Annotated in this window: 23 protein-coding genes and 2 pseudogenes; 9 read left to right on the top strand and 16 right to left on the bottom strand. The window is 71.1% G+C overall.

Translation table 11 applies throughout. The features are described 5' to 3' along the window. Positions 1 to 178: 178 nt before the first annotated feature. The 4 genes from Cba03nite_RS29435 to Cba03nite_RS29450 all read right to left on the bottom strand — a co-directional run bounded on the left by Cba03nite_RS29435 (position 179) and on the right by Cba03nite_RS29450 (position 4,415). Positions 179 to 1,150 (bottom strand): Acg family FMN-binding oxidoreductase, encoded by a 972-nt coding sequence (locus Cba03nite_RS29435; protein WP_203753080.1) that lies wholly within the window; start codon positions 1,148 to 1,150, stop codon positions 179 to 181. 170 nt (positions 1,151 to 1,320) lie between these two features. Next, positions 1,321 to 2,331 carry a zinc-dependent alcohol dehydrogenase gene (locus tag Cba03nite_RS29440; RefSeq protein WP_203753084.1) on the bottom strand — a complete coding sequence of 337 codons (1,011 nt, stop codon included), beginning with the start codon at positions 2,329 to 2,331 and terminating at the stop codon, positions 1,321 to 1,323. A 166-nt stretch (positions 2,332 to 2,497) separates the two neighbouring features. Next, a complete protein-coding gene (locus Cba03nite_RS29445) occupies positions 2,498 to 3,682 on the bottom strand; it encodes an ABC transporter ATP-binding protein (protein ID WP_203753087.1) in 1,185 nt (394 codons plus the stop codon). 163 nt (positions 3,683 to 3,845) lie between these two features. Further along, positions 3,846 to 4,415 (bottom strand): hypothetical protein, encoded by a 570-nt coding sequence (locus Cba03nite_RS29450; protein ID WP_239126091.1) that lies wholly within the window; start codon positions 4,413 to 4,415, stop codon positions 3,846 to 3,848. Between the two features lie 315 nt (positions 4,416 to 4,730). Here Cba03nite_RS29450 and Cba03nite_RS29455 point away from each other — a divergent pair, with 315 nt between their 5' ends. After that, entirely contained in the window at positions 4,731 to 5,396 is a 666-nt protein-coding gene (locus tag Cba03nite_RS29455) for a hypothetical protein (protein ID WP_203753090.1), read from the top strand. Between the two features lie 290 nt (positions 5,397 to 5,686). On the opposite strand, the gene Cba03nite_RS29460 is transcribed toward Cba03nite_RS29455, so the two are convergent. Genes Cba03nite_RS29460 through Cba03nite_RS29485 form a run of 6 tightly spaced genes read right to left on the bottom strand, consistent with a single transcriptional unit; the run spans position 5,687 to position 10,016 of the window. Further along, entirely contained in the window at positions 5,687 to 6,490 is an 804-nt protein-coding gene (locus Cba03nite_RS29460; RefSeq protein WP_203753093.1) for an S-methyl-5'-thioadenosine phosphorylase, read from the bottom strand. Continuing rightward, the gene (locus Cba03nite_RS29465) at positions 6,487 to 6,948 is read right to left on the bottom strand and encodes a hypothetical protein (RefSeq protein ID WP_203753095.1); all 462 of its coding nucleotides are present in this window, start codon (positions 6,946 to 6,948) and stop codon (positions 6,487 to 6,489) included. The genes Cba03nite_RS29460 and Cba03nite_RS29465 overlap by 4 nt, the downstream gene beginning before the upstream one ends. After that, the gene (locus Cba03nite_RS29470; protein ID WP_203753097.1) at positions 6,945 to 8,102 is read right to left on the bottom strand and encodes a molybdopterin-dependent oxidoreductase; all 1,158 of its coding nucleotides are present in this window, start codon (positions 8,100 to 8,102) and stop codon (positions 6,945 to 6,947) included. The genes Cba03nite_RS29465 and Cba03nite_RS29470 overlap by 4 nt, the downstream gene beginning before the upstream one ends. Then, the gene (locus Cba03nite_RS29475) at positions 8,078 to 8,722 is read right to left on the bottom strand and encodes a methyltransferase domain-containing protein (RefSeq protein WP_203753099.1); all 645 of its coding nucleotides are present in this window, start codon (positions 8,720 to 8,722) and stop codon (positions 8,078 to 8,080) included. The genes Cba03nite_RS29470 and Cba03nite_RS29475 overlap by 25 nt, the downstream gene beginning before the upstream one ends. Continuing rightward, positions 8,719 to 9,366: a TIGR04282 family arsenosugar biosynthesis glycosyltransferase gene (locus Cba03nite_RS29480; RefSeq protein ID WP_203753101.1), complete on the bottom strand. Its 648-nt coding sequence runs from the start codon at positions 9,364 to 9,366 to the stop codon at positions 8,719 to 8,721. The genes Cba03nite_RS29475 and Cba03nite_RS29480 overlap by 4 nt, the downstream gene beginning before the upstream one ends. Then, positions 9,363 to 10,016, bottom strand: coding sequence for a glycosyltransferase family 2 protein (locus Cba03nite_RS29485; protein ID WP_203753103.1), 654 nt, complete (start codon positions 10,014 to 10,016; stop codon positions 9,363 to 9,365). Before Cba03nite_RS29485 ends, Cba03nite_RS29480 begins: the two co-directional genes overlap by 4 nt. 114 nt (positions 10,017 to 10,130) lie before the next feature. Here Cba03nite_RS29485 and Cba03nite_RS29490 point away from each other — a divergent pair, with 114 nt between their 5' ends. The 3 genes from Cba03nite_RS29490 (at position 10,131) to Cba03nite_RS29500 (ending at position 13,709) form a co-directional block, all read left to right on the top strand. Next, the gene (locus Cba03nite_RS29490) at positions 10,131 to 11,186 is read left to right on the top strand and encodes an NAD-dependent epimerase/dehydratase family protein (RefSeq protein WP_203753105.1); all 1,056 of its coding nucleotides are present in this window, start codon (positions 10,131 to 10,133) and stop codon (positions 11,184 to 11,186) included. A 1-nt stretch (position 11,187) separates the two neighbouring features. Next, positions 11,188 to 12,558, top strand: a complete 1,371-nt coding sequence (locus Cba03nite_RS29495; RefSeq protein WP_203753107.1) for a hypothetical protein — start codon at positions 11,188 to 11,190, stop codon at positions 12,556 to 12,558. 206 nt (positions 12,559 to 12,764) lie between these two features. After that, positions 12,765 to 13,709 (top strand): TIGR03557 family F420-dependent LLM class oxidoreductase, encoded by a 945-nt coding sequence (locus Cba03nite_RS29500; RefSeq protein ID WP_203753318.1) that lies wholly within the window; start codon positions 12,765 to 12,767, stop codon positions 13,707 to 13,709. A gap of 159 nt (positions 13,710 to 13,868) precedes the next feature. Here Cba03nite_RS29500 and Cba03nite_RS29505 read toward each other — a convergent pair whose 3' ends face one another. Then, positions 13,869 to 15,323: an alpha/beta fold hydrolase gene (locus tag Cba03nite_RS29505; protein ID WP_203753110.1), complete on the bottom strand. Its 1,455-nt coding sequence runs from the start codon at positions 15,321 to 15,323 to the stop codon at positions 13,869 to 13,871. 402 nt (positions 15,324 to 15,725) lie between these two features. On the opposite strand from Cba03nite_RS29505, the pseudogene Cba03nite_RS40730 reads away from it, so the two are divergent. Continuing rightward, positions 15,726 to 15,878: pseudogene (locus Cba03nite_RS40730) on the top strand (YfbO family protein); the annotation flags it as partial. Positions 15,879 to 16,079: 201 nt separating this feature from the next. Here Cba03nite_RS40730 and Cba03nite_RS29515 read toward each other — a convergent pair. Continuing rightward, positions 16,080 to 16,979: a hypothetical protein gene (locus Cba03nite_RS29515; protein ID WP_203753113.1), complete on the bottom strand. Its 900-nt coding sequence runs from the start codon at positions 16,977 to 16,979 to the stop codon at positions 16,080 to 16,082. Positions 16,980 to 17,397: 418 nt separating this feature from the next. On the opposite strand from Cba03nite_RS29515, the gene Cba03nite_RS29520 reads away from it, so the two are divergent. After that, positions 17,398 to 17,730, top strand: coding sequence for a cupin domain-containing protein (locus tag Cba03nite_RS29520; protein ID WP_203753116.1), 333 nt, complete (start codon positions 17,398 to 17,400; stop codon positions 17,728 to 17,730). Positions 17,731 to 17,805: 75 nt separating this feature from the next. Here Cba03nite_RS29520 and Cba03nite_RS29525 read toward each other — a convergent pair whose 3' ends face one another. After that, on the bottom strand, positions 17,806 to 18,441 hold the full coding sequence (locus tag Cba03nite_RS29525; RefSeq protein ID WP_203753119.1) for a DUF305 domain-containing protein: 636 nt from the start codon (positions 18,439 to 18,441) through the stop codon (positions 17,806 to 17,808). A 141-nt stretch (positions 18,442 to 18,582) separates the two neighbouring features. Beyond that, positions 18,583 to 18,769, bottom strand: a pseudogene (locus Cba03nite_RS40055) (sulfite exporter TauE/SafE family protein); the annotation flags it as partial. A 197-nt stretch (positions 18,770 to 18,966) separates the two neighbouring features. Between Cba03nite_RS40055 and Cba03nite_RS29530 the strand changes: the two are divergent. Both Cba03nite_RS29530 and Cba03nite_RS29535 read left to right on the top strand, forming a co-directional pair. After that, complete coding sequence (locus Cba03nite_RS29530; protein ID WP_203753122.1) at positions 18,967 to 19,968, top strand: Acg family FMN-binding oxidoreductase; 1,002 nt, start codon at positions 18,967 to 18,969, stop codon at positions 19,966 to 19,968. A 302-nt stretch (positions 19,969 to 20,270) separates the two neighbouring features. Further along, positions 20,271 to 22,637 carry an arylsulfatase gene (locus Cba03nite_RS29535; RefSeq protein WP_203753125.1) on the top strand — a complete coding sequence of 789 codons (2,367 nt, stop codon included), beginning with the start codon at positions 20,271 to 20,273 and terminating at the stop codon, positions 22,635 to 22,637. A gap of 70 nt (positions 22,638 to 22,707) precedes the next feature. On the opposite strand, the gene Cba03nite_RS29540 is transcribed toward Cba03nite_RS29535, so the two are convergent. Further along, positions 22,708 to 23,718: a mechanosensitive ion channel family protein gene (locus Cba03nite_RS29540; protein ID WP_239126093.1), complete on the bottom strand. Its 1,011-nt coding sequence runs from the start codon at positions 23,716 to 23,718 to the stop codon at positions 22,708 to 22,710. 269 nt (positions 23,719 to 23,987) lie between these two features. Then, on the bottom strand, positions 23,988 to 24,422 hold the full coding sequence (locus Cba03nite_RS29545) for a CBS domain-containing protein (RefSeq protein ID WP_203753129.1): 435 nt from the start codon (positions 24,420 to 24,422) through the stop codon (positions 23,988 to 23,990). 171 nt (positions 24,423 to 24,593) lie between these two features. Between Cba03nite_RS29545 and Cba03nite_RS29550 the strand changes: the two genes are divergently transcribed. After that, positions 24,594 to 25,601: an Acg family FMN-binding oxidoreductase gene (locus Cba03nite_RS29550; RefSeq protein WP_203753131.1), complete on the top strand. Its 1,008-nt coding sequence runs from the start codon at positions 24,594 to 24,596 to the stop codon at positions 25,599 to 25,601. Positions 25,602 to 25,665 lie beyond the last annotated feature (64 nt).

Here is a 25,665-nt window from a genome sequence, read left to right on the forward strand (position 1 = left end):
CAGGGCGGTGGCGCCGCCTGCTTGCAGCGGGTCGCCCGCGCCGCAGGCCAGAATCGTGTTGAGTGCCTGGCGGCCCGGGTGAGCCGCAGTCAGCTGTGCGCCTCTGGCGCGGGCGTCACGCCGACAAGCGATGAGTGTCGCGACACCGGCACGACCAGAGCCCTGACCGCGACCCTGCCTATCGCATGTCGACGACCCGGGAGACGCCTCGGCGCGGGGTGGGGCGTCCCGGTCGGGCCTGCCCGACCCGCAGCACCATCTGCGGTACGCCGTCGCGGCCGAACGCGTCGGCCAGCCGCTGCCGTTCGGCGTCGACCTCGATGGGCTGGGACAGCATCGAGGCGGCCAGGCCCGCGTCGGTGATCGTCAGCAGTACGTGCTGCAGCGCCAGGCCGGCCTGGATCTGCTCGGCGGCGGTGTCACCGGCGGTGCCAAGCACGACGACGAACGGGTCGGGATCGAAGTCCATACCGGGCACCGGCGGCCGGTCACCGAAGGCGCGTCGGGGCAGCAGGTCGCCGGGTTGCGGGCTCGGACCACCTGCCGCGGCGGGCACACCGTCGTCGGACCGGTCGTCGGGCCGGGTCCAGGCGCGCAGCTCCGCCCGGTAGTCCTCATCGGCGGTGAGGGCATCGTGGGCCGCCCGCACGATCTCGGAGATCACCTCGATGGATGCCGGTCCGGTGACGAGCTCCACCCACGCACCTTCAGTCTGGGCGGCGTGGACGATCTGCACCCGGGCTTGGACCGGTACGGGAGCGGGTCCGAACGGTTCCCGCACGCTGTGGCGCTCGGCGATGGCGGCGTACAGGGCCGTCTCGGTGTCAGTCGCCGGACGGGCGGCGTGCGGGCTGAGCCGTGCCATCAGCTCGGGGTCGGCGGGGTCGGGCAGCAGGTGGGTGTTGGCGGCCAGGCCGTTGACGGCCAGCGCCAGGCGGGCGTTGAACGCGGCGGCACCGCAGGCGATCCGCACGGCCCGGCCCGTCGGATCGGCCACCGGCAGCCGGCGGGCCGGATCGGCGCACACGTCGACCGATCCGCCGTGGATGCGAAAGCGCCACGGTTGGCTGTTGTGCAGCGACGGGGCGCGTACCGCTGCCGTCACGACCTGCTGAAAGGTGGTAGGGGTCAGCGTCACGGCAGCGGTCATCGTGCTCTCCTGCGGCAGGCCGGGTGTCTGTCCCGATCATCCCCGCTAGCGGTATGAAACACGCCGATTACGGGGTTACTGGGCATTTCGGGGCTGTCGCGGTGGTGCTGCAGCCCGGATACGGCACCGTGGGTGGGCCGCACAGCTGCGGCCCGCCCACGGTGCGCGATTCAGACCTGGAACACGATGCGGGCGGTGACCCGCCCGGCCAGGACGTCGTCGACGGCGTCGTTGATCTCGTCGAGGTCGCGGATCTCGTACTGCACGGTCGTACGTCCGGCGGCGTGCAGGGCGAACACCTCGGCAAGGTCGGCGCGGGTGCCGACGATCGACCCGATGACGGTCAGCCCGCCGAGCACCGTCTCGAACACGGGCAGGCGCATGGTGTTGTCCTTGGGCAGCGACACCAGGACCAGCTGTCCGCCGCGGCGCAGGCTGGCGTGCGCCTGCTCGAGCACTTTCGGGTCGGCGGCCAGCACGACGGCGACGTCGGCGCCGCCGAGGTCCTGGATCGCGGCGACGGGGTCGGTGCGGGCGGCGTTGACGGTGTGCGCAGCGCCGAGCTTGAGCGCCAGCGCGAGCTTGTCCTCCGTGACGTCGACGGCGATGGTGTCGCCGCCGAAGATCTGCGCGTACTGCAGGGCCAGGTGGCCGAGCCCACCGATGCCGAAGACGGCCACCCGTTGGGTCGGCCGCACCTGTGCCACCTTGATCGCCTTGTAGGTGGTGACTCCGGCGCAGGTCAGCGGAGCGGCGTCGAACGGGCTGACGCCGTCGGGGACTTTCACGACATGGCTGGCGTATGCGACGGCGTACTCGGCGTGGCCGCCGTCGATCGAGTAGCCGGTGTTGCGCTGCGACAGGCACAGCGTTTCCCGGCCGCTGACGCAGTACTCGCAGGTGCCGCAGGTGTAACCGAGCCACGGCATGGCCACCCGGTCACCTACCACGACGTCGGTGACGCCGCGGCCGAGGCGCTCGACGATGCCGACGCCCTCGTGGCCGGGGATGAACGGCAGCGCGGGTTTGACCGGCCAGTCGCCGCGGGCGGCGTGGATGTCGGTGTGGCACAGCCCGCTGGCCTCGACCCGGACCAGGATCTGGCCATCGGCCGGCCGCGGGATCGGCACGTCGCCGACGGACAGCGGGGCGTCGAAGCCGGTCACCACGCAGGCGCGCATGACGGCTCTCCTTTCCTTCGTGGTGTTGCCTTCACCTTCGAGCCTTCTCCGCACGGCCGTTGCCGTCATGAGGCCGACGTCCCCGCCGGCGGGACGTTGGTCCCGTCTCGCTTCGATGAGGCGGTGCCGGCCGCCGGGTTAGGGCGGCCGGCACCAGGCCGGGTGTTCAGGCGGCCGGCTGCGGCACGGGGCCGGCATGCAGCGCGGCGCCGGTGGCGGCGTCGAAGACGTAGGCCTGAGCCAGGTCCACGGCGAGAGTGACGGTCTGTCCCGCGGTGATCGCGGTGTCAGGCCCCAGGCGCGCGGTCCACATGGTGGTCATGTCGCTGTCGCCGCTGCCGCGGATCACGTCGGGCACGGTGAACGGCGGCAGGAACAGTACGTTGGTCTCGTCGCCCAGCGACTCGACGGTGACGGCCGTGACCTCTATCTGGGGAAGGCCGGGCGCGGCCGAGCCCAGGGTGAGCGCACCGGGGCGCAGCCCGACGACCACGTCGTGGCCGGTGGCGTCCACGCCGTCCAGCCGGCCGGCGAGCGTCTCCGGTACGGGCCAGCAGTGCTCGCCGAGGGCCAGTCGCAGGCCCGACAGGCCCAGTTCGCCGGACATGACCCGGCCGAGGGCGAGGTTCATGGCGGGGGAGCCGATGAACCCGGCGACGAACACGTTGACGGGGTGGTGGTAGAGCTCCTGCGGGGTGCCGACCTGCTGGATGCGGCCGTCGTGCAGGACCGCGATCCGGTCGCCGAGGGTCATGGCCTCGACCTGGTCGTGGGTGACGTAGAGGGTGGTGGTGGCGTCGCGCTGGTGCAGGCGCATCAGCTCGCCGCGCATCGCCACTCGCAGCTTGGCGTCGAGGTTCGACAGCGGTTCGTCCATGAGCAGCACCTTCGGGTGGCGCACCATGGCCCGGCCCATCGCCACACGCTGGCGCTGGCCGCCGGACAGCGCGGCGGGTTTGCGGTCGAGCAGTGTCTCCAGGGCCAGCACGTGGGCGACCTCGTCGACCTGTTCGCGGGCGCGGTCGTGGGGGGTGTGGGACATGCGCAGGCTGAAGCCGAGGTTCTCGGTGACGGTCATGTGCGGGTAGAGGGCGTAGTTCTGGAAGACCATGGCGATGTCGCGCAGTTTGGGCGGGGTGTCGTTGACGACGGCGCCGTCGATGCTGATCGTGCCGTCGGTGGGGTCTTCGAGGCCGGCGATCAGTCGCAGCAGGGTGGACTTGCCGCAGCCGGACGGGCCGACGAGGACGAGGAACTCGCCGTCGGCGACCTCGAGGCTGACGTGGTCAAGGACGGGCCGGGTGGCGTGGGGGAAGGTCTTGGTCAGGCGGTCGATGGAGACGGTCGCCATGGTCGTCACCTCCGGGGGATGGGGTGGGGTGTATTGCCTGCCCGAGCACGCCTGCGGCGTAGACGGCCGCTGTGCCCGTGGTGGTGTCGGTTGCAGCGCGGTGCTGCGTCACCGGGTGCGGCCGCCGCGAGGGTCGGCGGCCGCACCCGGGCGGCGGCGGATGTCAGCGCAGGAAGGGCATCCGCCGCACGATCGCGGTCCGGGCCCAGGCCTTGCCGAACCCGAAGGTGTCGCCGGCGTCGGTCAGCGCGAGGACGGCGAGCAGTCCGGCGTAGATGAGGTGGTCGTCGATGATGGGGTTGTTGGCCGGGGGCAGCACGGCGGTCCACATCAGCACGAGCAGCAGGCCTCCGGCGGTGGCGGCGGCGCGTAGGCCGATGCCGGCGACCAGCGCGACGCCGACGCCGGCAAGCCCGGTCATGAACAGCCAGTCCGCCCAGGTGGCACCGGCGATCGCCTGGTAGAGGCCGGCGAACGGGCCTTCGGTGCCGAACTTCAGGAAGCCCAGGGTCGGCCGGCCGCCGTTGATCCAGGCGGCTTCGGCCTTGGTCTCGTGGCCCAGGCCGAACAGCTTGTCCAGGAACGCCCACAGGAAGACCCAGCCCAGCGCGATGCGCAGGCCGGCCAGGACGAACCGGGTGGCGCGGGCGCGGGCGGTCTGCGGCGGCGGGGCCGGCCGCGCGAAGGGCTGGTGGCCGTTGGGGGTCGTGCGGGGGGTGAGCAGGGCGGTCATCGCCGGGTTCCTTCCTCTTCGGGGGTGGCGCCTTGAGCATCCCGCCGCCGGCCGTGGCGGCGGCAGTGCCGCCGGTCCCGTCCGCAGAGGACTAAAGGCTCCTGCCGTCGGGGCGCGTCGCGGCGGGCAGCTGGGCAACGGTCAGCAGGTCGCCTGACCCGGTGACATGCGGACGACCGTCCACCCGAAACGAGCCGGGGAGCCGCACGCGCCTGGCAGGTCAGCGAGCCTGGAGGTGGGCAGCCGCCGGCAGCCGCGAACTGCGAAACATCCTCCGAGGCGGCCCGAGCTACGAATACTGTACGGGTGGACAGCATGTCGGCGTTCCCTCGCAGGGAACTGGTCCTGGCGCTGATCATGGCGTTGGCGGCGGTGGGCACCGCCTGGGCCGGATTCCAGAGCGCGAAGTGGGGCGGGGTGCAGGCCAACGCCTACGCCGCGGCGGGGGCGGTGCGCTCCGACGCGGGCCGTGCCTCCACTCTGGCCGCCGAGCAGCGCACGATCGACGTTGTGTCATTCACGACCTGGCTCAACGCGCTCAACAACGAGATCATCAACCGGGTCGTGCCTCGCCCGGCGGGAGACTATCGGCCGGACCCCGACACCGCGTCCGGGTTCCTGTTCCAGCGGATGCGTCCGGAGTTCCGCCCCGCCGTCGACGCGTGGCTGGCCACCCGGCCGCTGGTGAACGCGGCCGCGCCGGCGACGCCGTTCGACATGCCGCAGTACCGGCTGGCCGCCGACGCCGACGCGCAGCGACTGCTGGACCGAGCCGACGAGCTGTCGGCCACGGCTCGCGCCGCCAACCAGCGCTCCGACAACTACGTGCTGATCGCGGTCGTGCTCGCGCTGGTGCTGCTGTTCGCCGGCCTCGCCGGGAAGACCGCCGGCCGTCTCACGCAGACGGCACTGGCGACCCTGGCCGGGATCGCGCTGCTCGGCGCGGTGACCGCGCTGCTGCTGTCTCCCGTCGAGCTGTGAAAGCCGGCCTCGCCCGGTTGACCCGCTGGCAGGCGCGCGCTTCGCCCGCGAGGTGATGGGTGAGCGGGACGGGCAGGACGCCGACCGGTTCCTGTTCCCCAGCCCGGTGCCGACACTGCTCCTGGCCGACGCCACCGCCGGTGTGCAGCTGCCGGGGAGCTCGGCGACGCCGTCCCCGGGGCTGGCCGGCGTCGCCAAGGCGGACGCGTGCACGTTCGTCCAGCGCTCGATCGCCGCCGGGTGTCGCAGGTGCGGACATGGCCTGGCCGCGACGGCAGCCTCGGGTCGGGTCAGGATAGGTCGTAGCCGGTCCGCATGCCGTCGAGGGCCGCCGGGCAGGGGCAGTTGCGGTCGGCGGGCAGGTCGGCGATGGCGGCGAGCAGCAGCGCACGCATGCGTTCGGTGTTGTCCTTGAAGACGCGGAAGACCTCGTCCTGGGTGACGCCGTGGTCGCCGTCTACGCCGGCGTCGTGGTCGGTGACCAGCGCGATCGAGGTGTAGCAGAGGGCCAGCTCGCGAGCGAGGGCGGCTTCGGGCGCGCCGGTCATGTTGATGACGGTGCCGCCGCAGGCCGCGTACCAGCGGGACTCGGCGCGGGTGGAGAAGCGGGGGCCGTCGATGACGACCATGGTGCCGCCCGGTTCGACCGCGACGCCGGTCTGCTGCGCGGTCGCCTGGACGGTGGCGCGCCCAGCGGGGCAGTAGGGGTCGGCGAAGGTGACGTGCACGGCGCCGGACTCGACGAAGGTGCGCTCGCGTCCGCTGGTGCGGTCGATGAGCTGGTCGGGCAGCACGAACGTGCCGGGTCCGAGGTCTGGGCGCAGGCCGCCGACGGCGCAGGGCGCGAGGATCTGCCGTACGCCCAGCGAGCGCAGCGCCCACAGGTTGGCCCGGTAGGGGATGAGGTGGGGCGGGTGGCGGTGGTCGCGGCCGTGGCGGGGCAGGAACGCCACCTGCCGTCCGGCGACCTCGCCGATGGTGATCGCGTCCGACGGCGGGCCGTACGGCGTCTGGACGTCGGTTTCCCGGGCGCCGTCGAGCAGGCTGTAAAGGCCGGAGCCGCCGATCACGGCGACGGTGGGATTCGCGTTCACTGATTCTCCTCAGGGTCGGAAGCGGTGCGGCGCCGCGCCCGCACGGCGAGCACCGCGGCGGTGACGAGCCAGACGGCGGCCAGGCAGACGAGGTAGCCGCGGTGGTAGTCGCGGGGCAGGGCGGACGGGTCGTCGGGACGCCGGCCGTAGCCGAGCAGCAGCGGCAGCGCGACCACGGTCAGCGTCGCGGTGACCAGCAGCGCCCCCTGGACGGGGGGCTTGGCCCAGCCGGGCAGCCGCCGGGTCAGCACCGCCCCGGCGGCGATCGCCGCGGGCAGCACGATCAGGTCGTGCCCGAGCAGCACGGCCGCGGTGTAGCGAAAGTAGTGCGGCAGGGACACGCTGGTATCGGTCAGCAGCCCGGCGGCGCCGTATCCGGCGCCGGTCACACCGGCGGCGATCAGCAGACGCCGGCTCCACACGATCGAGGCCGGCAGGGCGGTCGGCGTCCGGGTCACGGCAGCACCTCGATCCGGGCGACCCACTTGGTCTGCAGCACGCCGGGCCGGTTGGGGGCGATGATCCGGCACGGGTAGCCGTGGTCCGGGTGCAGTTGCTGCCCGTTGACCCGGAGCGCGAGCAGGGTCAGCGGGTCGGCGGCGTGCGGCGGGGGCAGGGTGGAGATGCGGTAGGGGCTGTCCTGTTCCAGCGAGGTGACGCGCACGCTGGCGCCGGGGGCGGCGCCGACCGCGGCGGCCAGCTCCCGGATGGGCACGCCGGTCCAGGTGGCGGTGGCGCTCCAGCCTTCGACGCAGGCGATCGGCAGCACGGCGGTGTGCTGCGGCATGGCGGCGAGGTCGGCGAGGCTGAGCCGTAGTGTGCCGGCCGGCCCGGTGACCTCCAGGCGGTAGCCGGGATCGGCGGCGGCGGCCGTGACGCCGGCTGCGGCTGCGGACTTGTTGACGGGCAGGCCCTGGGGTCCGATCTGCGGGTCGCGGGGGCCGAGGACGGACAGCCCGGCCAGCGGCCGCAGCGTCTGCCCGACCGTGGCGGCGGTGATCGCCGCGGCGGCCGCGCCGACCGCCGTCAGCAGGCCGCGCCGGCTCATGCCCGCGGTCGCCGCCGGCCGCTGCGGGGCGGACAGCGCCCGCCGGACCACCGGCAGCTTGACTCCGAGATGGATCAGCAGTGATCCGGCCAGGATCCACGCGGTCCAGTAGTGGGCGGTGGTGAAGAAGAAGCTCATCGGCGAGTACCACAGCGCGATGTTGAGCAGGCCGGTGGTGATCTGGAACAGGGCGGAGGCGACGAGCAGGAACAGGCTGAGCCGCTCGACCGCGTGCGCGGCGTCGCGGAACGGCGGCCAGCGGAACAGTTTCGGATAGACCGACCACAGCTTGGCCGCCAGCAGCGGCACCGCCGCCAGGCCGGTCGCCACGTGCAGCCCCTGGGTGACGCGGTACAGGCCGACCGGGCGCGACGGCCAGTAGAACCAGGCGGGCGGGTGCTGGATGGCGTGGCTGAGGTATCCGGTCAGGAAGCACACCGCGACGGCCGCGCCGAGCAGCACCCCGAGGCGGCTGGTCAGCTGCGGGGAGCGCAACCGGGAGGTGAACAGCCGGGCGGCTCGCGCCGGGTGGATGCGGTTCAGCGGGCCAGGCAGGCGAACCATCGTCCCTCCCCGGTCCAGGTGTCGGTGTGGCGCAGCCCGGCGCGGGCGGCCAGCGGGGCGACCTCGCCGGCGCTGACGGCGGCCCAGGCGAACGGGTCGCTGGTGCGCCTGGTGTCGGTGAGCGCGACCGTCGCCCGCCAGCCGCGGGTGCCGGGCGGGTCGACCTCGGCCAGGACGGTCCCGCCGGGGGTGAGCAGGTCGCGGCAGCGGGCCAGCAGCCGCGCAGGGTCGCCGCCGATGCCGATGTTGCCGTCGGCCAGCAGCACGTGCGCGAACGGCACCCGGCCGGGCAGGGGAGCGAAGACGTCGTGCAGCAGCACGTTCGCGCCGCGGCTGCGGGCGAGCCGGACCGCGGCCGGGCTGAGGTCGATGCCCAGGGCGGGCACACCGCGGCGGCCCAGCTCAGCCGTCAGCCGGCCGGGGCCGCAGCCGATGTCGAGGGTCGGCCCGGTGCACCGGGCGAGCAGGGAGTCGTCCGCGCTGGTCGGGGCGGCGTGCCAGGCGGCGACGTCCATGCGGCGCAGCAGCCGCCCGTCCGGGCCGGTCAGGTGCAGTGCGCCGTCGGCGGTTCGCGCCGCCCGGCGCAGCGCTCCGGCGTAGAGCACCAGCGGGCTGGTCATCGCCGTGCTCCGTCCGGGTGGGGCAGTTCGGCGGCGACGGCCGCGGCGAACCGGCCGTGGGGCTGTTGCGCGGCGACGGCCAGGGCGTCGGCGGCGGTGTCGACGTCGCGCAGGGTGTCGAGCAGCGCCACCGTCAGGCCGAGCCGGTGCAGCGCGGCAAGGGTGTGCGCGGCGGTCTCGGGCGTGGACATCGGCACCTCGGCCAGGACCGCGGCGTGTGCGGGCTCGCGCAGGCCGAGCAGCCACCAGCCGCCGTCGGGCGCCGGGCCAAGCGCGGCGTCGGCCTCGCCCAGCGCCTCGGCGGCCGCGGCCAGGTGCTGCGAGGTCAGCTGTGGGGTGTCCATGCCGACCAGGATCGACGGCGCGGCGGGCAGGGCGGTGTCGGCGTACGCGTTGGCCAGGCGTTCACCCAGACCGTCGCCGCGCTGGGGCACCGTGGACCAGCCGGGCGGGATCGGGTGCGGGCCGTCGAGGACCAGGACCCGACGCCGGGCACGGCTGCCGGTCAGGGCGTCGACGGTGTCGGCCAGCGCCGCCGCGGCGATGGCCGCCGCCTGCCGCGGGGTGCACGGCGGGCACAGGCGGGTCTTGACCCGGCCGGGCACCGGAGCCTTGGCGATCAGCAGCAGCTGCGGGGCGGTCACCGGGCGAGCACCTTGGACATGTCGCGCACGGCGCGGGCCGTGCCGCGCAGGGTGCCGGTGACCTTCGACCGGGTGCCCTCGGCGCGAGGCGCGTAGCGCACGTCGACCTCGGACACGGTCCAGCCGGCGCGGGCCGCGGCGACGATCATCTCCAGCGGGTATCCGAAACGGCGGTCCTGCAGATCGAGCGCGAGCAGCGCCTGACGGCGGGCCGCACGCATCGGGCCCAGGTCATGGATGGGCAGGCCGAGGCTGGTCCTCAGCCGCCAGGCCAGCAGCGCGTTGGCGAGCCGGGCGTGTGCCGGCCACGCTCCCGCCCGGCTGGGCCGCCGCCGCCCCAGTGCCAGGTCGGCGGCTCCCGCGGCGACCGGATCGGCGACCAGCGGCAGATGCCTGAGGTCGAACGAGCCGTCCGCGTCGGCGAAGCACACCACATCGGAGGTCGCCGCCAGCAGGCCCGCGTGCGCGGCCGCGCCGAAGCCCCGCTGCGGCACCGCCACGACATGCGCCCCGAACGTGCGGGCCACCTCCGCCGAGCCGTCGGTCGAGCCGTTGTCGGCGACGATCGCGCGATATCCTGCGGGCAGCCCCGACAGCACCCCGGGCAGCGCGGCGGCCTCGTTCAGGCACGGCAGCACGACATCAATCATGATCTCGAACCTAAGGCCCGACGCCGCCACAAGTTCTTAACAAACGCTGACAAGTCCTTACGAAATAGGAACGTCGCACCGTGACGGCCCGGCGGACGCCTACGTTGGTGGGTCATGCGAGTACTCGTCACCGGCGGCGCGGGCTTCATCGGCACCCATGTCACCCGCGCCCTGACCGCGGCCGGACACGACGTGTCCGTGCTGGACAGCCTCCACCCGGCCGCCCACCGGCCCGGGGCCGAGCCGGGCGACGTCGGCGGGATCACCGTGCACCGCGCCGACGTCCGCGACCCCGACGCCGTCGACAAGGCGCTGACCGCAGCGGACGCCGTCGTGCACCAGGCCGCCATGGTCGGCATGGGCGTCGACCTCGCCGACCTGCCCGACTATGTCGGCTGCAACGACCTCGGCACCGCCGTGCTGCTGGCCGCCATGGCCCGCCACCGGGTGCGGCGGCTCGTGCTGGCCAGCTCCATGGTCGTGTACGGCGAGGGCCGATACGAATGCGCGCAGCACGGCCAGACCCGCCCCGACCCACGCCACACCGACGACCTGGCCGCCGGGCTGTTCGAACCGCGCTGCCCCCGCTGCGGCCACCCCCTGCAACCAGGCACCGTCGACGAGGACGACCGCCTCGAACCACGCAGCGTCTACGCCGCGACCAAACTCGCCCAGGAACACCTGGCCGGCGCCTGGGCCCGCGAATCCGGCGCACACGCCATCGCCCTGCGCTACCACAACGTCTACGGCCCTGGCATGCCGCGCGACACGCCCTACTCCGGCGTCGCGGCGATCTTCCGATCCGCCCTGGAGCAGGGACGAGCGCCGCAGGTCTTCGAGGACGGCGCCCAGCGCCGCGACTTCGTCCACGTCACCGACGTCGCCGCCGCCAACCTCGCCGCCCTGGCCGCCCTCGACGACCAGCCCCGGCCCGGCCTGCGCGCATACAACATCGCGTCCGGCCAGCCCCGCACCGTCGCGGACATGGCCGCCACCCTCGCCGACGCCATGCACGGCCCCGCACCACAGGTCACCGGAGCCTTCCGGGCCGGCGACGTGCGGCACATCGTCGCCTCACCACGCCGCGCCCGCCAGGAGATCGGCTTCACCGCCACCGTGCCGTTCGCCGCCGGCCTGGCCGAGTTCGCCCACGCGCCGCTACGGGCCTGACATGCTCGACACCGACAACCCGGCGGCCCCCGCCGGCGCCGCGTTCCCGCCCGCCGACCGCATCGCCACCGCCCTGGCCGCGGCACTCGTCGCCGCCTCCATCACCGCAGGCGCCGCACTGAACCTGCTCGGCACCCCCGTGCAGGCGCAGGCCGCGCCCCTGTACGCGCTATGGCGGCCGCACCTGGGTCCCGGCACACCCGCCGCGCTGGCCGTCGCCGCCGCCGTGATCCTGCACGGGCCGCGCCTGGCCGCAACCCTGCCCTGGCGGCGGCTGATGGCCGCCGGCTACACCGCCGCGGCCGCCTGGACCATGAGCCTCGCCATGATCGACGGCTGGCGGGTCGGGCTCGCCGGCCGCCTGACCGCCCAGGCCGAATACCTCACCGAGGTGCCGGGCGTCACCGACATTCCCGCCATGCTCGCCGGGTTCACCGGACGCATCCTCGACTTCCAGCCCGACTCGTGGACCACCCACGTCTCCGGGCACCCGCCCGGAGCGCTGCTGATCTTCGTCTGGCTCGACCGCATCGGCCTCGGCGGTGGCGGCCCAGCCGCGCTCACCTGCGTCGCGACCGGTGCCCTGGCCAGTGTCGCGGTGCCGGTGACCCTGCGCGCCCTGGGCAGCGAAACCGCGGCCCGCGCCGCGGTGCCGTACCTGGTGCTGCTGCCCGGCGCCGTCTGGATCGGCGCCTCCGCCGACGGCATGTTCGCCGGCCTGACCAGCACCTCGCTGGCGCTGCTGGCAGTGGCCCTGACCAGCGGACGGCGCGCCCTGGCCGCCTGCACGGCCCTGGCCGCCGGTGCGCTGCTCGCCTTCGCCTGCCACCTGTCCTACGGGCTGGTCCTGCTCGCGCCGCTGGCCGCGGTCGTCGTGCTGGCAGCGGTCAGCCGCGGCCACCGGCACGCGGCCGGACCGGTGCTGGCGATGGCCGCCACGGCCGCCGGGGCCGTCGTCGTGGCCTTCAGCGCCGCCGGGTTCTGGTGGCTCGACGGCTACCACCTCGTCGTCCAGCGCTACTACCAGGGAATCGCCGCCGAACGCGCCTACGGCTACTGGGCCTGGGCCAACCTGGCCGCGTTCCTGCTGTCGGCCGGGCCGGCCGCCGCCGTCATCGCCCGCCGCGCCACGGCCGCCGTACGCCACGACCGGGCAGCACACGTGCTGCTGCCGCTGGCCGCGCTGCTGGCGGTCGCCGCCGCGGACCTGTCCGGGCTCAGCAAGGCCGAGGTCGAACGCATCTGGCTGCCCTTCGCCGTATGGCTGCCGGCCGGCGCCGCACTGCTGCCGGCGAGCAGCCGCCGCGGCTGGCTGCTGGCCGGCGCGACGATCGCCCTTGCGGTGAACCACCTGCTGCTGACGATCTGGTAACCGCCCTTCCCGCCCTCGCCCACCTGCACGTCCCCCTCCTGAAGCGCAGCTTCAACCGAAGTGGTTCTGTGCCGTCGCTGCCCCGTCCATCCGCGCGCACCCCGAGGCAACCACGGGGCCTGCCGAAGGTCGCCCCCCGCGCCCCGGCGTTACCGCTGCAGGGTGCGGCGGTTTCGGGCCGCAAACCATGGGGTACCGGAATAATCATGAAAATCGGATTCTTCCTCTCCTGCGAGGAGTACTCCCCGCAGGAGTTGCTGGAGCAGGCGCAGCGGGCGGAGGACGCCGGCTTCCACGCGCTGTGGATCTCTGACCACTTCCATCCGTGGGTCGACGCGCAGGGACACAGTCCGTTCGTGTGGTCCATGATCGGCGCGTTGAGCCGGGTGACGAATCTGCCGATCACCACAGCGGTTACCTGCCCGACCGTTCGCACCCACCCGGCGGTCATCGCGCAGGCCGCCGCGACCAGCGCGGTGCTCACCGAGGGCCGGTTCACCCTGGGTGTCGGCTCCGGGGAGGCGCTGAACGAGCACATCACCGGCGAGCACTGGCCGCCGGCGAAGGTTCGCCTGGACATGCTGGAAGAGGCCGTCGAGGTGATCCGGAGGCTGTGGACGGGCGAGGATGTCGAGCACTACGGCGACCATTACACCGTGGAGAACGCCCGCGTCTACACGCTGCCGGACACACCGCCGGACATCTACGTATCGGGGCTGGCGCCGAATTCGACGAAGCTCGCCGGGCGCATCGGCGACGGTTACATCAGCACGCAGCCCGACGCCGACCTGCTGAACCTGTTCCGTGAGAGCGGAGGAGCAGGCAAGCCCACCGCGGCCGGTGCCAAGTCGTGCTTCGCGCCCGACCGGGCGGAGGCGGTGCGGCTGGCGCACCGGCTGTGGCCGACCGCTGGTGTCAGCGGGGAACTGTCGCAGATGCTGCCCACACCGGCACATTTCGAGCAGGCCGCCGAGCCGGTGACCCCGGACATGGTCGCGGAGAAGATCCCGTGCGGCCCCGATCCCCAGGTGCACCGGGACATGGTCGCCAAATATGCACAGGCCGGATTCGATACTTTGTATGTCGCCCCGATCGGCCCCTACTACACCGACATGATCGAAACCTACGCCAAGGAGATCATTTCCAGGTGACGGCTGGCGGGTCGGCCCGCCGCCGCCCTCAGGACGGTGAGGCGCCCGACCCCGGCCGCGGCACCGTGCCGCCGCGCCCCACCATCGCGCCGCACTCGGCAGGTGGACGCTCCGCGAGGGCCCCGCGGCCGCGGCTGCGGGGCCCTCGCGGAGCGGGGGTCAGCAGGCCACGTCGTCGGCCGGCAGCTGCCCGGTGACGAGGTAGTCGACGACGGCGGCGTTGAGGCAGGCGTTGCCGAAGTGGGGGAACGGCGCGTGGGTCTGCGCGTCGATCGTGATCAGCCGGGACCCGTGGATCGCCGCGGCAACGGCGCGTGAGTTGGCGATGGGCACGGACACGTCTCGCAGCGCGGCCGTGACCAGCACGCCTGGTGCGCGGTTGCCGGCCAGCGGCACCCGGTTGTCTGCGGCGGAGGGCCAGAACGCGCAAGCGTTGATGTTCGCGTTGGCCGGGCCGAAGGCCGGGTACTGTGCCGCATACCGGTACACGTCGACCAGGTAGGTGTGCGTGCTGCGTGGCCAGGCGTTGTCGCCGCAGCGGTAGGCGGTGTTCACCGCGGTGTGGTTGTCGGCCGGCACGCCCGGTACGCCCGGCCGGGCGGACGGGTAGAGCGGCATCGGCACCGGTGGTGGTGAGCCGTCCCGGACCGCCGCGAGATCGGCGGCGACGTACGGGAAGTACTGCTCGAAGAAGATGCCGACGATGACGAGGCTGCCCAGCTCGCCCGCCGTCCATGCGTGACCGCCGGCCTCGATCGGCGCGGCGGCTGCCAGGTCCAGCAGCGCCTCGATGTTCGCCGCGACCTCGGTCGCGTTGTTGCCGAAACCGTACCCGCCGTTGTCGGCGATCCACGCCGCGAACGCGGCGAGCCCTGTCTCGAAGGCGGGTGTGCGGGACAGTTCGAACTGCCGCCAGGCGGCGTCGCCGTTGACCGGGCTGTCGAGCACGAACCGGTCCACGCGGTCGGGAAACAGTGTCGAGTATGTCGCACCGAGCATGCCCGCGTAGGAGCCGCCGAGATATGAGATCTTCGCTTCGCCGAGCGCCTTGCGGATCTCGTCCATGTCGCGGGCCGCGTTCGCCGTGGTGGCGTGCGGCAGCGCCCAACCGCTGGCTGCGGCGCACGCCTGCGCGTACCGCCGGGCCTCCGACACCTGCGCGATGAAGCTGCGCAGGCCGGCGGGGTCGCGCACCCAGAACCCGCCCGGCTCCTCGCCCGGCTGGCCGCAGCTGATCGGAGTGCTCTGCTCGGCGAAGCGGATGTCGAACCCGATCAGGTCGTATCGGGCGCGGACCTGCGGTGGCAGCACAGCCGCCAGTTCCTCGGGCAGTTGCACGCCGGGGCCGCCCGGACCGCCGCCGGTGGTCAGCAGGACGCCGCGGCGCTGCGCGGGATCGGTGGCGGGCAGGCGGGACACGGCGATGTCGATGCTGCGGCCGCCCGGCTGGTGGTAGTCGAGCGGGACCTTCACGGTCGTGCATTGCAGTCCGGGATCGGCCGCACCGGGACATGCCGCCCACCGCAGCCCAGGCCGTGCCGCCGAGGCGGGCGCGCCGGCGCCGACGGCGACCGCCACGACAGCCGCGAGCACGACATATGTCAATCGCTTCATGTAGCGACACTAGCGGGGGTCGGCGGCACCGGACCCTTGTGGGACGCCGGCCGCCTGGGCGGGGCCCGCTGGAATCAGAGGGCGGCCTTTTCTCCAGGCAGTCAGCCCTATCGAGGTAGGTCACAGCGAACGGGCAGGTGAAGGCTTAATGTTGCCGATCGTCGACCAGGCGGCCATATCAAAGGCTGTATCAGGCATCCGTCGGGTGCGTACCTGGTGCTTGCCGGATCGCAGCCGCGAGGCAGGCCGAACTCGTACCGCAGCCGTCCTTTGCCGACGGCAGTGGCGCGGGAAGGGCAGCAGCTCGAGTGTCTTGGCGCCTGGTTCATCGACGGACCCGCTATAGATGTCCGGCGCTTCGCGCCCACGTGGAGTGTCGGCGCGCTCCGATAGCATCGGATCGTGATCACCCGTGACGAGGTCCTCTCCCGTTCCGCCGCAGGCGGTGACCGCTACCCGCTGCTGACGCTCGACGAGTTCTTCTCGGGGAACACCGTCGAAGGATCGATCGCCCCGAACCAGGAGGGCTTCGGCCGCCCCGACCTCGCCGAGATCGCTGCGCGCCTGCGGACTCTCGAGTCCGACAGCGCCGTTTCCTGGGTACGCGTGCAGCGAGGCCAGGGCGCGAGCGGTCACCGGGTCGTGCAGGCCGCGCAGCCACGAGACACCGACAGCGTCCCAGCCGGTGTCGAGCCACGCCCGGATGACGTGGATCAACAGCAGGTGCATACGACATCGTGCCGGTCCCAGGGCGGCTCATTTGCCGGATTGCTGGGACTGTCCCCGTGCCCTGAACGCCTCACGGGCACGCACGACCGCCTCCGCCACCGCGAAGGCTTGCCGCCAGCTCCGCTCGTCGAGTTCGTCCTGGCTGGGAAAATAGGCCAGGAACCAGCCGTCGACCACCTCTGCGCTCATCGGCCGGTTCCGATCGTCCAGCAGTGCCACCAGCTCGTCGGTCATGAAGGCACGGGCTGCCGCGTGCTCGCGGGTGCGCGCGAACAGCGCGAACTTCTCATTCTCGAAGACGTCCGTGCCGAGGATGGGGGCGGGCCGCACCGCACCCGGTCCGCTGGGATTGAAGGCGAGCCGGGGAGGAGCCACGTCCAGGTGGACCGCGAGGCAGCGCACCAGCCGTGTCCCCTGGCCAGACCCTTGCCGGGTGTGCGTGGCCACCTCGAAGGACAGGCCGTCGGCCGTCCACCGCACCTGGTGCATCGTGCGGGCGTGGGGATTGGGCACGAAGACCGAACCGGGCAGTTGCCGTGCCGGTGCCTCCGGTTCGATCGGCAGGCCGTTGGCGTGGGCGAACGCGACCAAGCGCACCAGCCGCCCAGCGCTGCGGCGCTCGCCCAGGTCGCCGAGCAACTTGACTGCGACCCCGAGGAGCACGGCCCCGGCCAGGAAGAGCCCGCCCACGAGCAGCCCTTCGGAGTCGCCTTGCGCCAGCATTCCGATGAGGGCGACGAGCATGATGGCGGCCAGGAAGCCGCCCACGAGGCAGCCGACCCCTGTGCTGCGCGCTCCGGCTCCGGTGATCTGCCGGGCGGTCTCCTCGCCGAAGTCGCCGCGCCGTGCGGCCTCCAGCACCGTAGCTGTATGAGCGGGGGAGGGTGCCGCGTGCAGGGGAGCATAGTTGATCATGTCGGGGCTCATCCGTGACAGAGTACCTACCTGATGCGCCACCGGAACGGGGCGCCGGGACGCCGAGCCGTCTAAGGCGATCTTCGACGTGAGCCCTCGCCTCGGTAAACCGCCGTCCTCGACGCCCCGAGCTGGCCGCGCGGTCCCCGCGTCGTTCCAGACCGGTTGCGGGTGCCGCCCCGACCCATACGTTGATCACAAGTTCATCCGCTTCGCCGTCAGAGCGCCGAATCCGGCTGGCGCCACGGCCGCGAGCTTCATCGGATCAGCACTGCCGAAGATGCCGTTGTTGGTACCGTGATCCTTTGAATTTGGTAAGGCGCATCGTTTTCAACTGCTGCCGACGTCGCGATCCTGCATCCTGAGGCTATTGCCGCCACTGGATTCGGCGGCCAGAGGCGCGTCGGTTTACTGCTGAAGGGAGGCGGCCATGGAGAAGACGTCGTTAACGGCATTGGCGGTGCGGTTGATGGACGCCGCGCGAGATTCATCGAGCGGCCGGAGCGCCCAAACCGTGTATGGAGGACGTACTCGCATGCTGCGCCAGACCGTCCTGGCTTTGCGTGCCGGTGAGTCCCTGGCAGAGCACGAGAATCCAGGCGAAGCCACCCTGCATGTGCTGCAAGGACGGGTGCTTCTGACGACGCAGGACACCTCATGCGAAGGCGCTGGCGGGGACCTGCTGGTCGTGCCGGACAGCCGCCATGCCCTGACCGCGACCGAGGACGCCGTCGTGCTTCTCACCGTTGCGGGTCAGACATAGGCGAGCTGGTCGTCACACGGAATGAGGAGCAGCCCCAGCGCAACCCAAAAGCTGCTTGACTCCGTCGGCGCCGGCTCAGCGGGTGGGGCTGGGCGACGGGTTCAGCATCTGGCGCATCTGCTCGATTTGAGCACTCTGGTCGGCCTGGATCTTCTCGGCCAGTTGCTTGACGGCCGGATTCGCGCCACCGGCGATCTCGGCCTTCGCCATCGTCACCGCGCCCTCGTGGTGGGCGATCATCATCTGCAGGAACATCTGGTCGAATCCTTGGCCGGTCATGTTCTGCAGGCGTCCCATGTCGGGCATAGGGCGCATCGACGGCATCATGCCGGGGCCCATCGGCGGCGACATCGACGGCAGTGCCATGCCTGGGCCCATCGACGGCACGGGCTTGCCCCACTGTTGCAGCCAGGCGCTCATCTGCTCGATCTCGGGCGCCTGCTCCTGTGTGATCTGAGCGGCGAGCTGCTTGACATCCGCGTCGGCGGCTTTGGCTGCGGCCATCCGGGCCATCATCAGTGCCTGCTGGTGGTGAACGATCATCTGCTGGAGGAACTGCACGTCGGTGTCGTTGAACTGCTGCGTGGGGCTCGGCTGCACTGCCGCCGGAATCGGCGGGCTCTGGGTGCTCTGGACGCCCGCGCAGCCGGATAACGCGGTCGCGGCGATGAACGCCGCAGCGATGGCTGCGCTTCGTACGGCTTGACTCATGTCGGCCTCCCTGAACACCTCACCGCGACAACCTTAAGGCGGAAACGAACACCTATGCGGCGCTTTGCGTAATGCAGTGCCGTCCGCTTGAACGGTGTCTTGAGGTCCGGTGCCGCGGTGGTCGCAGGATTGGCGGACGGTGAGGTTGCCGACGACCGCGACTGCGGTCACGGCGGCGGTGAGGCGCCAGTCGATTGTGATGCTGTGCAGGTATCCAGCCAGGCCGGCCGTCGATTTTCATGGCGATGACCAGCCGTGACGTGCCGACGGCGGTGGGCATGGCAAGCCCGGCGAGCAGCGCGAGGGCGAGGAATCCACCTTCGTCGCCACCAGGCCGGTGGCCATCCAGATCAAGCTCGGCCACGGCGGCAGCGCCCGCCAGGCCGACCGACGCATCCAAGCGAAACCGGTCGGTCACCGGTGGGCGGTGAGGACGTGCCGTTGCGGCTTGCCTGACGGGGCCGCGTGGCACGGCCATACTGGTGGAAGAACCGTGTCGTGACGACCGCAGGACGGAGCGAGATCATGATCAGTGATCAGCTGCCTCCCGGCGACCACGCTGTCGCCGACCAACTGGGCGCAGCCGCAGCAGTCGCGGCACGAGCGCCATCGATCCACAACACTCAACCATGGCGATGGCGCATCCATGCCAGCACCGCCGACCTGTACCTCGACGCTAGCCGTCAACTGCACGTCACGGACCCCGACTGCCGCTTGGCTACGGTCAGCTGCGGTGCCGCCCTGCACCACGCCCAGGTCGCCCTTGCCGCTGCCGGGAGCGCAACCGAAGTGCGGCTGCTGCCCCAACCGGATAATCCGCTCCACCTGGCGACGATCACTGCCATCGCTCGCGCACGACCGGTGCCCGACGCTCAGCGCCTACGCCAGGCGATCGAGGTGCGGCACACCGATAGGCGCCCGCCCAAGCAGCAGCCGATACCCACCGACGTCATGCCGCTGCTGCAGGCAACCGCCGCGACCCATCTGAGCGGTCTGCAGCCACTCGACCGGGACAAGGTCCTCGAGCTGGCCGCAGCGATCACCCAAGCTCAAGCCGACGAAACCGCAGACCCGGCAACCCGCCGCGAACTTGACACATGGACCGGCACCGACCGGCACAGCGGCGCAGGGATACCCGACGCGAACATTCTCACCGGGCCGACCTCGACAACAGTGCCGAACCGCGACTTCGGCCACATCGGCACACTGCCCGTCAACGATCAACACGACGACGCCGCCACCTACGCCATCCTCTACGGGTACGCCGACGACCCTCGCGCGTGGTTGCGCGCCGGGCAAGCGCTGTCCGACATCTGGCTCGCCACCACGGCCATGAACATCGCACTCCTGCCGTTCTCGGCCGCCGTCGAGCCACCCCGCACCCGAGAACTGGTCAACCGCCTGCTCATCGGTATCGGGTACGCCCAGCTCGCCATACGGCTCGCCATACCCGACCCCACACAGGGCGATGCGCCACGCACACCCCGATTGCCTACCACGGAAACCATCGAACGCGTTCAACCCTGAAGGACCGATCGTCACAACCAGAAGCGAGGTACCGCGAAGATCTTTCCGGCAATGCGGCCGGCAGTTGATGCCCGTCAGCCGTCAATCTCTCGCAGGGTCACCACCTCTGTATACGCCGGCGAGCACGCCAGCCGCCTGCGAAAGCTCTTCTCCGCAGCGGCCCAGCTAACGGCTGCTTCCCGCCCGCGCGCACCCGCCGCCCGCCGACCGGCTCACGGCCGATCCTCCTCCGGCGAACCACCGGACACCGACGGCCGCGTTCCCTACCGTGAACAGTGGACCGACATCCAGAGGTGATGGCGATGGCAGAGCCGAGAAGCCGAAACGTGCTGCCGATCCCACATGTCGAGCAGCCGGCGTCCGCGACATACGACGCCAAGGACCCCGACACCTCGTACCCGCCCATCGAACCGCTGCTGCCGCCTCCGTCTGCGCCCAACGTACTGGTGATACTCATCGACGACTGCGGGTTCGGGGCATCCAGCGCCTTCGGCGGTCCGATCGCCACCCCGACGTTCGATCGCCTGGCAGCCGGCGGACTGCGCTACTCCCGGTTTCACACCACCGCTCTGTGCTCGCCAACCCGGGCGGCGTTGCTCAGCGGCCGAAACCACCACTCGGTCGGAATGGGCGGGGTCACCGAGATGGCCACCTCCGCGCCCGGGTACAGCTCTGTACGGCCAAACACGAAGGCGCCGCTGCCGGAGATCTTGAAGCTGAACGGGTATTCCACGGCGCAGTTCGGCAAGTGCCACGAGGTGCCCGTCTGGCAGACCGGTCCCCTCGGGCCGTTCGACGCCTGGCCCAGCGCCGGTGGCGGGTTCGAGTACTTCTACGGGTTCATCGGCGGTGAGGCGAACCAGTACGCACCGTCGATCTACCGGAACACAGTGCCCGTGGAGCCGCCGCGGACTCCGGAACAGGGCTACCACTTCACCGAAGACATGACCGACCAGGCCATCGCGTGGATACGCCAGCAGCGGGCACTGATGGGTGCCAAGCCGTTCTTCGTCTACTGGGCGCCCGGTGCCACGCATGCGCCGCACCACGTGCCGGTGCAGTGGCCGGACAGGTACCGCGGCCGGTTCGACGACGGCTGGGACAGGCTGCGCGAACGGACCTTCGCCAGGCAGCAGGAGATCGGTGTGGTCCCGCCCGACGCGCAGCTGACCGCGCGGCCCGCCGAGATCCCGGCCTGGGACGACATGCCCGAAGACCTCAAGCCCGTGCTGGCGCGGCAGATGGAGGTCTACGCCGGGTTCCTGGAGCACACCGACCACCACGCCGGGCGGCTCATCGAGGCGCTGGCCGACCTCGAGGTCCTCGACGACACTCTCATCTACTGCATCATCGGCGACAACGGGGCCTCGGCCGAAGGCACCGTGAACGGCACCTTCAACGAGCACATCATCCTCAACGGCATCGAGGGCCTGGAGACCCCCGAGTTCATGGCCTCCCGCATCGGCGACTTCGGCACGCCCAGGGCGTACAACCACTACGCGGTGGGCTGGGCGCATGCGATGGACACCCCGTACCAGTGGACCAAGCAGGTCGCCTCCCACTGGGGCGGCACCCGCAACGGCACGATCGTGCACTGGCCGGCTGGGATCACGGCCCGCGGCGAGCTGCGCCACCAGTTCCATCACGTGATCGACGTGGCGCCGACGGTGCTGGAGGCGGCGGGGCTGCCGCAGCCGGATTTCGTACACGGCGTGCAGCAGGCCGCGCTGGAAGGGGTGTCCATGGTGTACACCTTCGACGATCCGAATGCAGCGGAGCGGCATGATACGCAGTACTTCGAGATGTTCGTCAACCGCGGCATCTACCACAAGGGATGGACAGCGGTCACCAGACATTCGGTGCCGTGGTCGTTCACGCAGGCGCTGTTGCCTGGCTACGACGACGACGTGTGGGAGCTGTACGGCCCCGACGACTGGACCCAGGCCCGTGACCTGTCCGCCCAGCAGCCGGACAAGCTCCGGCAACTGCAGCGGCTGTTCCTGACCGAGGCCGCCCGGTTCAACGTGCTGCCGCTGGACGACCGTCGGCCCGAGCGCTTCAACGCTGACCTGGCCGGCCGGCCGACCCTGATCCGCGGCGACAGGCAGCTGCTCTACGGCGGCATGGGCCGACTGAGCGAGAACTCGGTGGTCATCGTCAAGAACAAGTCACACGCGGTCACGGCACAGGTCACGGTCCCACCGAACGGTGCCCAAGGGGCCATCATCGCGCAGGGCGGCGCGTTCGGCGGCTGGTCGCTGTACGTCAAGGACGGCAAGCCGGCGTACTGCTATAACCTCTTCGGCCTCAAGACCTTCACCGTTGTGGGGACCCAGTCCATTCTGCCGGGCGACCACCAGGTGCGGATGGAATTCGCTTACGACGGTGGCGGCCTCGGTAAGGGCGGCACCGTGACCCTGTACCTTGACGGCACCAATGTCGGCGAAGGCCGCGTCGACGCGACAGTGCCGATGGTCTTCTCCGCCGACGAAACCACCGATGTTGGTAACGACACTGCCACCACGGTCAGCCCGGACTACAGCCTGCACGAGGCCGCGTTCACCGGCCAGGTGCACTGGGTCGAGATCACCCTCGGACCAGACGCCCACCACAGCGACGACCTGATCAGCGCCGACGACCGATACAAGATCGCTATGACGCGGCAGTAGCTCGCTCGGCGCCGAGGCTCTGTGCCACCCGCGCTCCTGCACGCGCGTCACACGGCGGCACGGCCTGCAGTCATCGACCCTGCGGCGGTTCCTGCATGGGCAGCAACGCCCGCAGCGATCGGTACGCCTGCATCTGCGCAGCGATTCCCGACGCCTCGATGGCCTCAGTGAGCCGCCTTCGCAGCTCACGCTGCACGTCCCACTGCTGGTCGGTAGAGGTCTTGCAAACCGTGCGGATCATCACACCATCCATGCTGACACTCTCCACGCCCAGCACCTGCGGCGATTCGAGCAGGTAGCCGGAGTATTGCGGGTCATGGGCGAACCCTTCCACGGCCCGCCGCAGCACGGCCGTGGCCTTGTCAACTCCGACGAACCCGATGGGTATGTCGACCACGATGGTGGCCCAGCCCTGGCTTTTGTTGCCGACCCGGATGATCGCTCCGTTGCGGACGTGCCACAGCACGCCGTGGATGTCGCGGACGCTGACGATGCGCAGTCCGACCGACTCCACCACGCCGAGCGCCTCACCGGTGTCGATGACGTCGCCGACGCCGTACTGATCCTCAATGAGCATGAACATTCCGGCGATGAGGTCCTTGACCAGCGACTGGGCGCCGAAGCCCAAAGCCACGCCAGCGACGCCCAGACTCGCGAGCAGGGGACCGACATTGATTTCGAACTCGCTGAGGACGATCAGGAACGCGATGGAGAACACAGTCGCGGTGACCACGCTCTTGAGCACCGATCCCAGCGCCTCTGCCCGCTGAACGCGGCGGTCGGCGAAGACCGTGGTGGCTGCGGCGACGGAGGAGGGGACCTTCTCTCGGATGGGCCGCAGGATGGTCCTGCCCTTCACCGTGCGGGTGACAAACTTGTCGATGCCGTGGTTCAGCACCGCACGGATGATCATCGCGCCGAGGACGATCAGGAGGATACGGACCGGCTTTACCAGCAGGTAGTAGCCGCCCTCGGAGAGCCATCTGGATCCGGTGAGGTCGTATAGGAACTTGCATGTCCGGTCGGCCAGGCAGTCGGCATTCGGAAGGGGCTCAGGTGCCGGCTGTGCGGGCAGAGACATGGCGAGTTTGTCCCTCATCGGTCGGCGGAACGCCCGCGGTCATGGGCCCACCCGGCAACTGCCGCTTTGTCGGCAAGGCGCGGCTGGGAATTCGTTAGCCGCCTCACATCTTAAGTCAGGTATCGTACCTGTCAGGGCTTATGTGGATTGTTCACGATGTGTGACGGCCGCTGGTTGCCCCAGTTGTCCGTTTGATCCGCGTCTTCGATCGTGCATTTGCATACGCCCAAGCCGGCACCGCCGCCTGTTGACGACCCGTACCGCGGCCCTCAGGATGCGATGAGCTTGATCAGATCGCTGCTGGTGAGCATCCCAACCGGGCACCCGGTGTCGTCGACCAGAGCAACGGCGTCGACCGCCGCCGACCTCATCAACCGTGCGGCGTCGACGACCACAGCCCGCGAATCCAGCACCGCGGCCTCGTGGTCGAGAACCTCTGCGGCGGTGAGTTCACCCAGAACATGTCGCCCCGCTGACGCAGCCGCGATGGCGCGGGCCGCCAATACTCCGATACAGCGTCCCTGCTCATCGACAATCGCCAGGTGCCGGAAGCCGCCGACGAGCATCTGCTGCAGTGCGTGATCAAGGGGCACCGATGAAGGCGCGGCCAGCGCCGGGCTGCTCATCACCTCGGCTACCGGGCGGCGGGTCCAGGAGCAACGCCGGGCGCCTACCAGGACCGGGGTAGCGTAGATAGCCTTCATCTCAACCTCCGCTGTTAGTTCCTCCAGCCTCCAAAATGCGCGCGGGCGGGCCGAGCGGGAAGGGCATGTCGACCCGACCACCCGGGACCACAGGCCCTCTTCGGGCAAAAGCGCACTTCGGAAGCCCTCGCTGCGGTATCACTGGTTGATGGCGCAAGCTGCGAGGCATCGATGACAGACCGGCAGCCGTCGCAGAGCGACGAATTGCTCACGGCGTACCAGCGGGCCGCCGAGATCGGCGGCCGTGCCCCGTCGGTGCACAACACTCAGCCGTGGCGGTGGCTCGCCACCCGCACAGGCCTACAGCTTCGCGCAGACCGCAGCCGGCAGCTGCGCGCAGCCGACTCGGAGGGACGACTGCTGACGATCAGCTGCGGCGCTGCACTGCATCACGCCCGGCTCGCATTGCACGCGGGTGGCTGGGTGCCGCAGGTGAAGCGGATGCCTGACGTCCGCTCGGCCGACGCCCTGGCCGAGATCACGGTGAGCGGGCATGGAACGGCAACCGCGCAGCAGCGGCGGCTGTTCGACGAGATAGACGTCCGGCACACCGACCGCCGCCCGACCGTCGAGCGGAAAGTGCCCCACGACGCCTTGGAGCTCATCCGGCAGGCCGCGGCCGACGAAGGCGCCAGCCTGCACTGGCTCGCAGAACCGGATCTCGACGACCTGGCGGTAGCCGCCGCCCGCGCCAACGAGATCGGCCTGGCCGATGCCGAACAGCGGGCGGAAATGGACTACTGGATCGGCGGCACCCGCCCGGCCCGCACCGGCGTGCCCTCAGACGCCGTCCCGCAGACGGCTCCGCAGACCGATGTGCCGGGCCGTGACTTCGGCCGGCCCGGCACCCTCGACACGGGGCACGGCCACGCCCGATCGGCCGTCTACGGACTGCTGTTCACCTCCGGAGATCAGCCCGGTGACTGGCTGCGAGCGGGGGAGGCGCTGTCGGCTTGCTGGCTGAAGGCCACCGACCTGGGTGTGGCAGTGCTGCCGCTGAGTTCCGTGGTCGAGGTGCCCGCGACGCGGGAGATCCTGCGCCGGATGCTGGCCGGTGCCGGGTATCCAATGCTGGTGCTTCGGTTCGGACTGGCCGACCCCGACCAGGCGCCGGTACCTGGCACACCGCGGCTGCCAGCCGAGCGCACCACCTGGCCCGGCCAGATCCCGCAGCCCTAGCCAGGCCCAGCATCCCCATCGGCTATCCCGCTCCGGCGACCAGCCTGGTGCGACCGCGGCATCG

It is taken from the genome of Catellatospora bangladeshensis, assembly GCF_016862575.1.
In the GTDB taxonomy this organism is placed as follows: Bacteria; Actinomycetota; Actinomycetes; order Mycobacteriales; family Micromonosporaceae; genus Catellatospora; species Catellatospora bangladeshensis.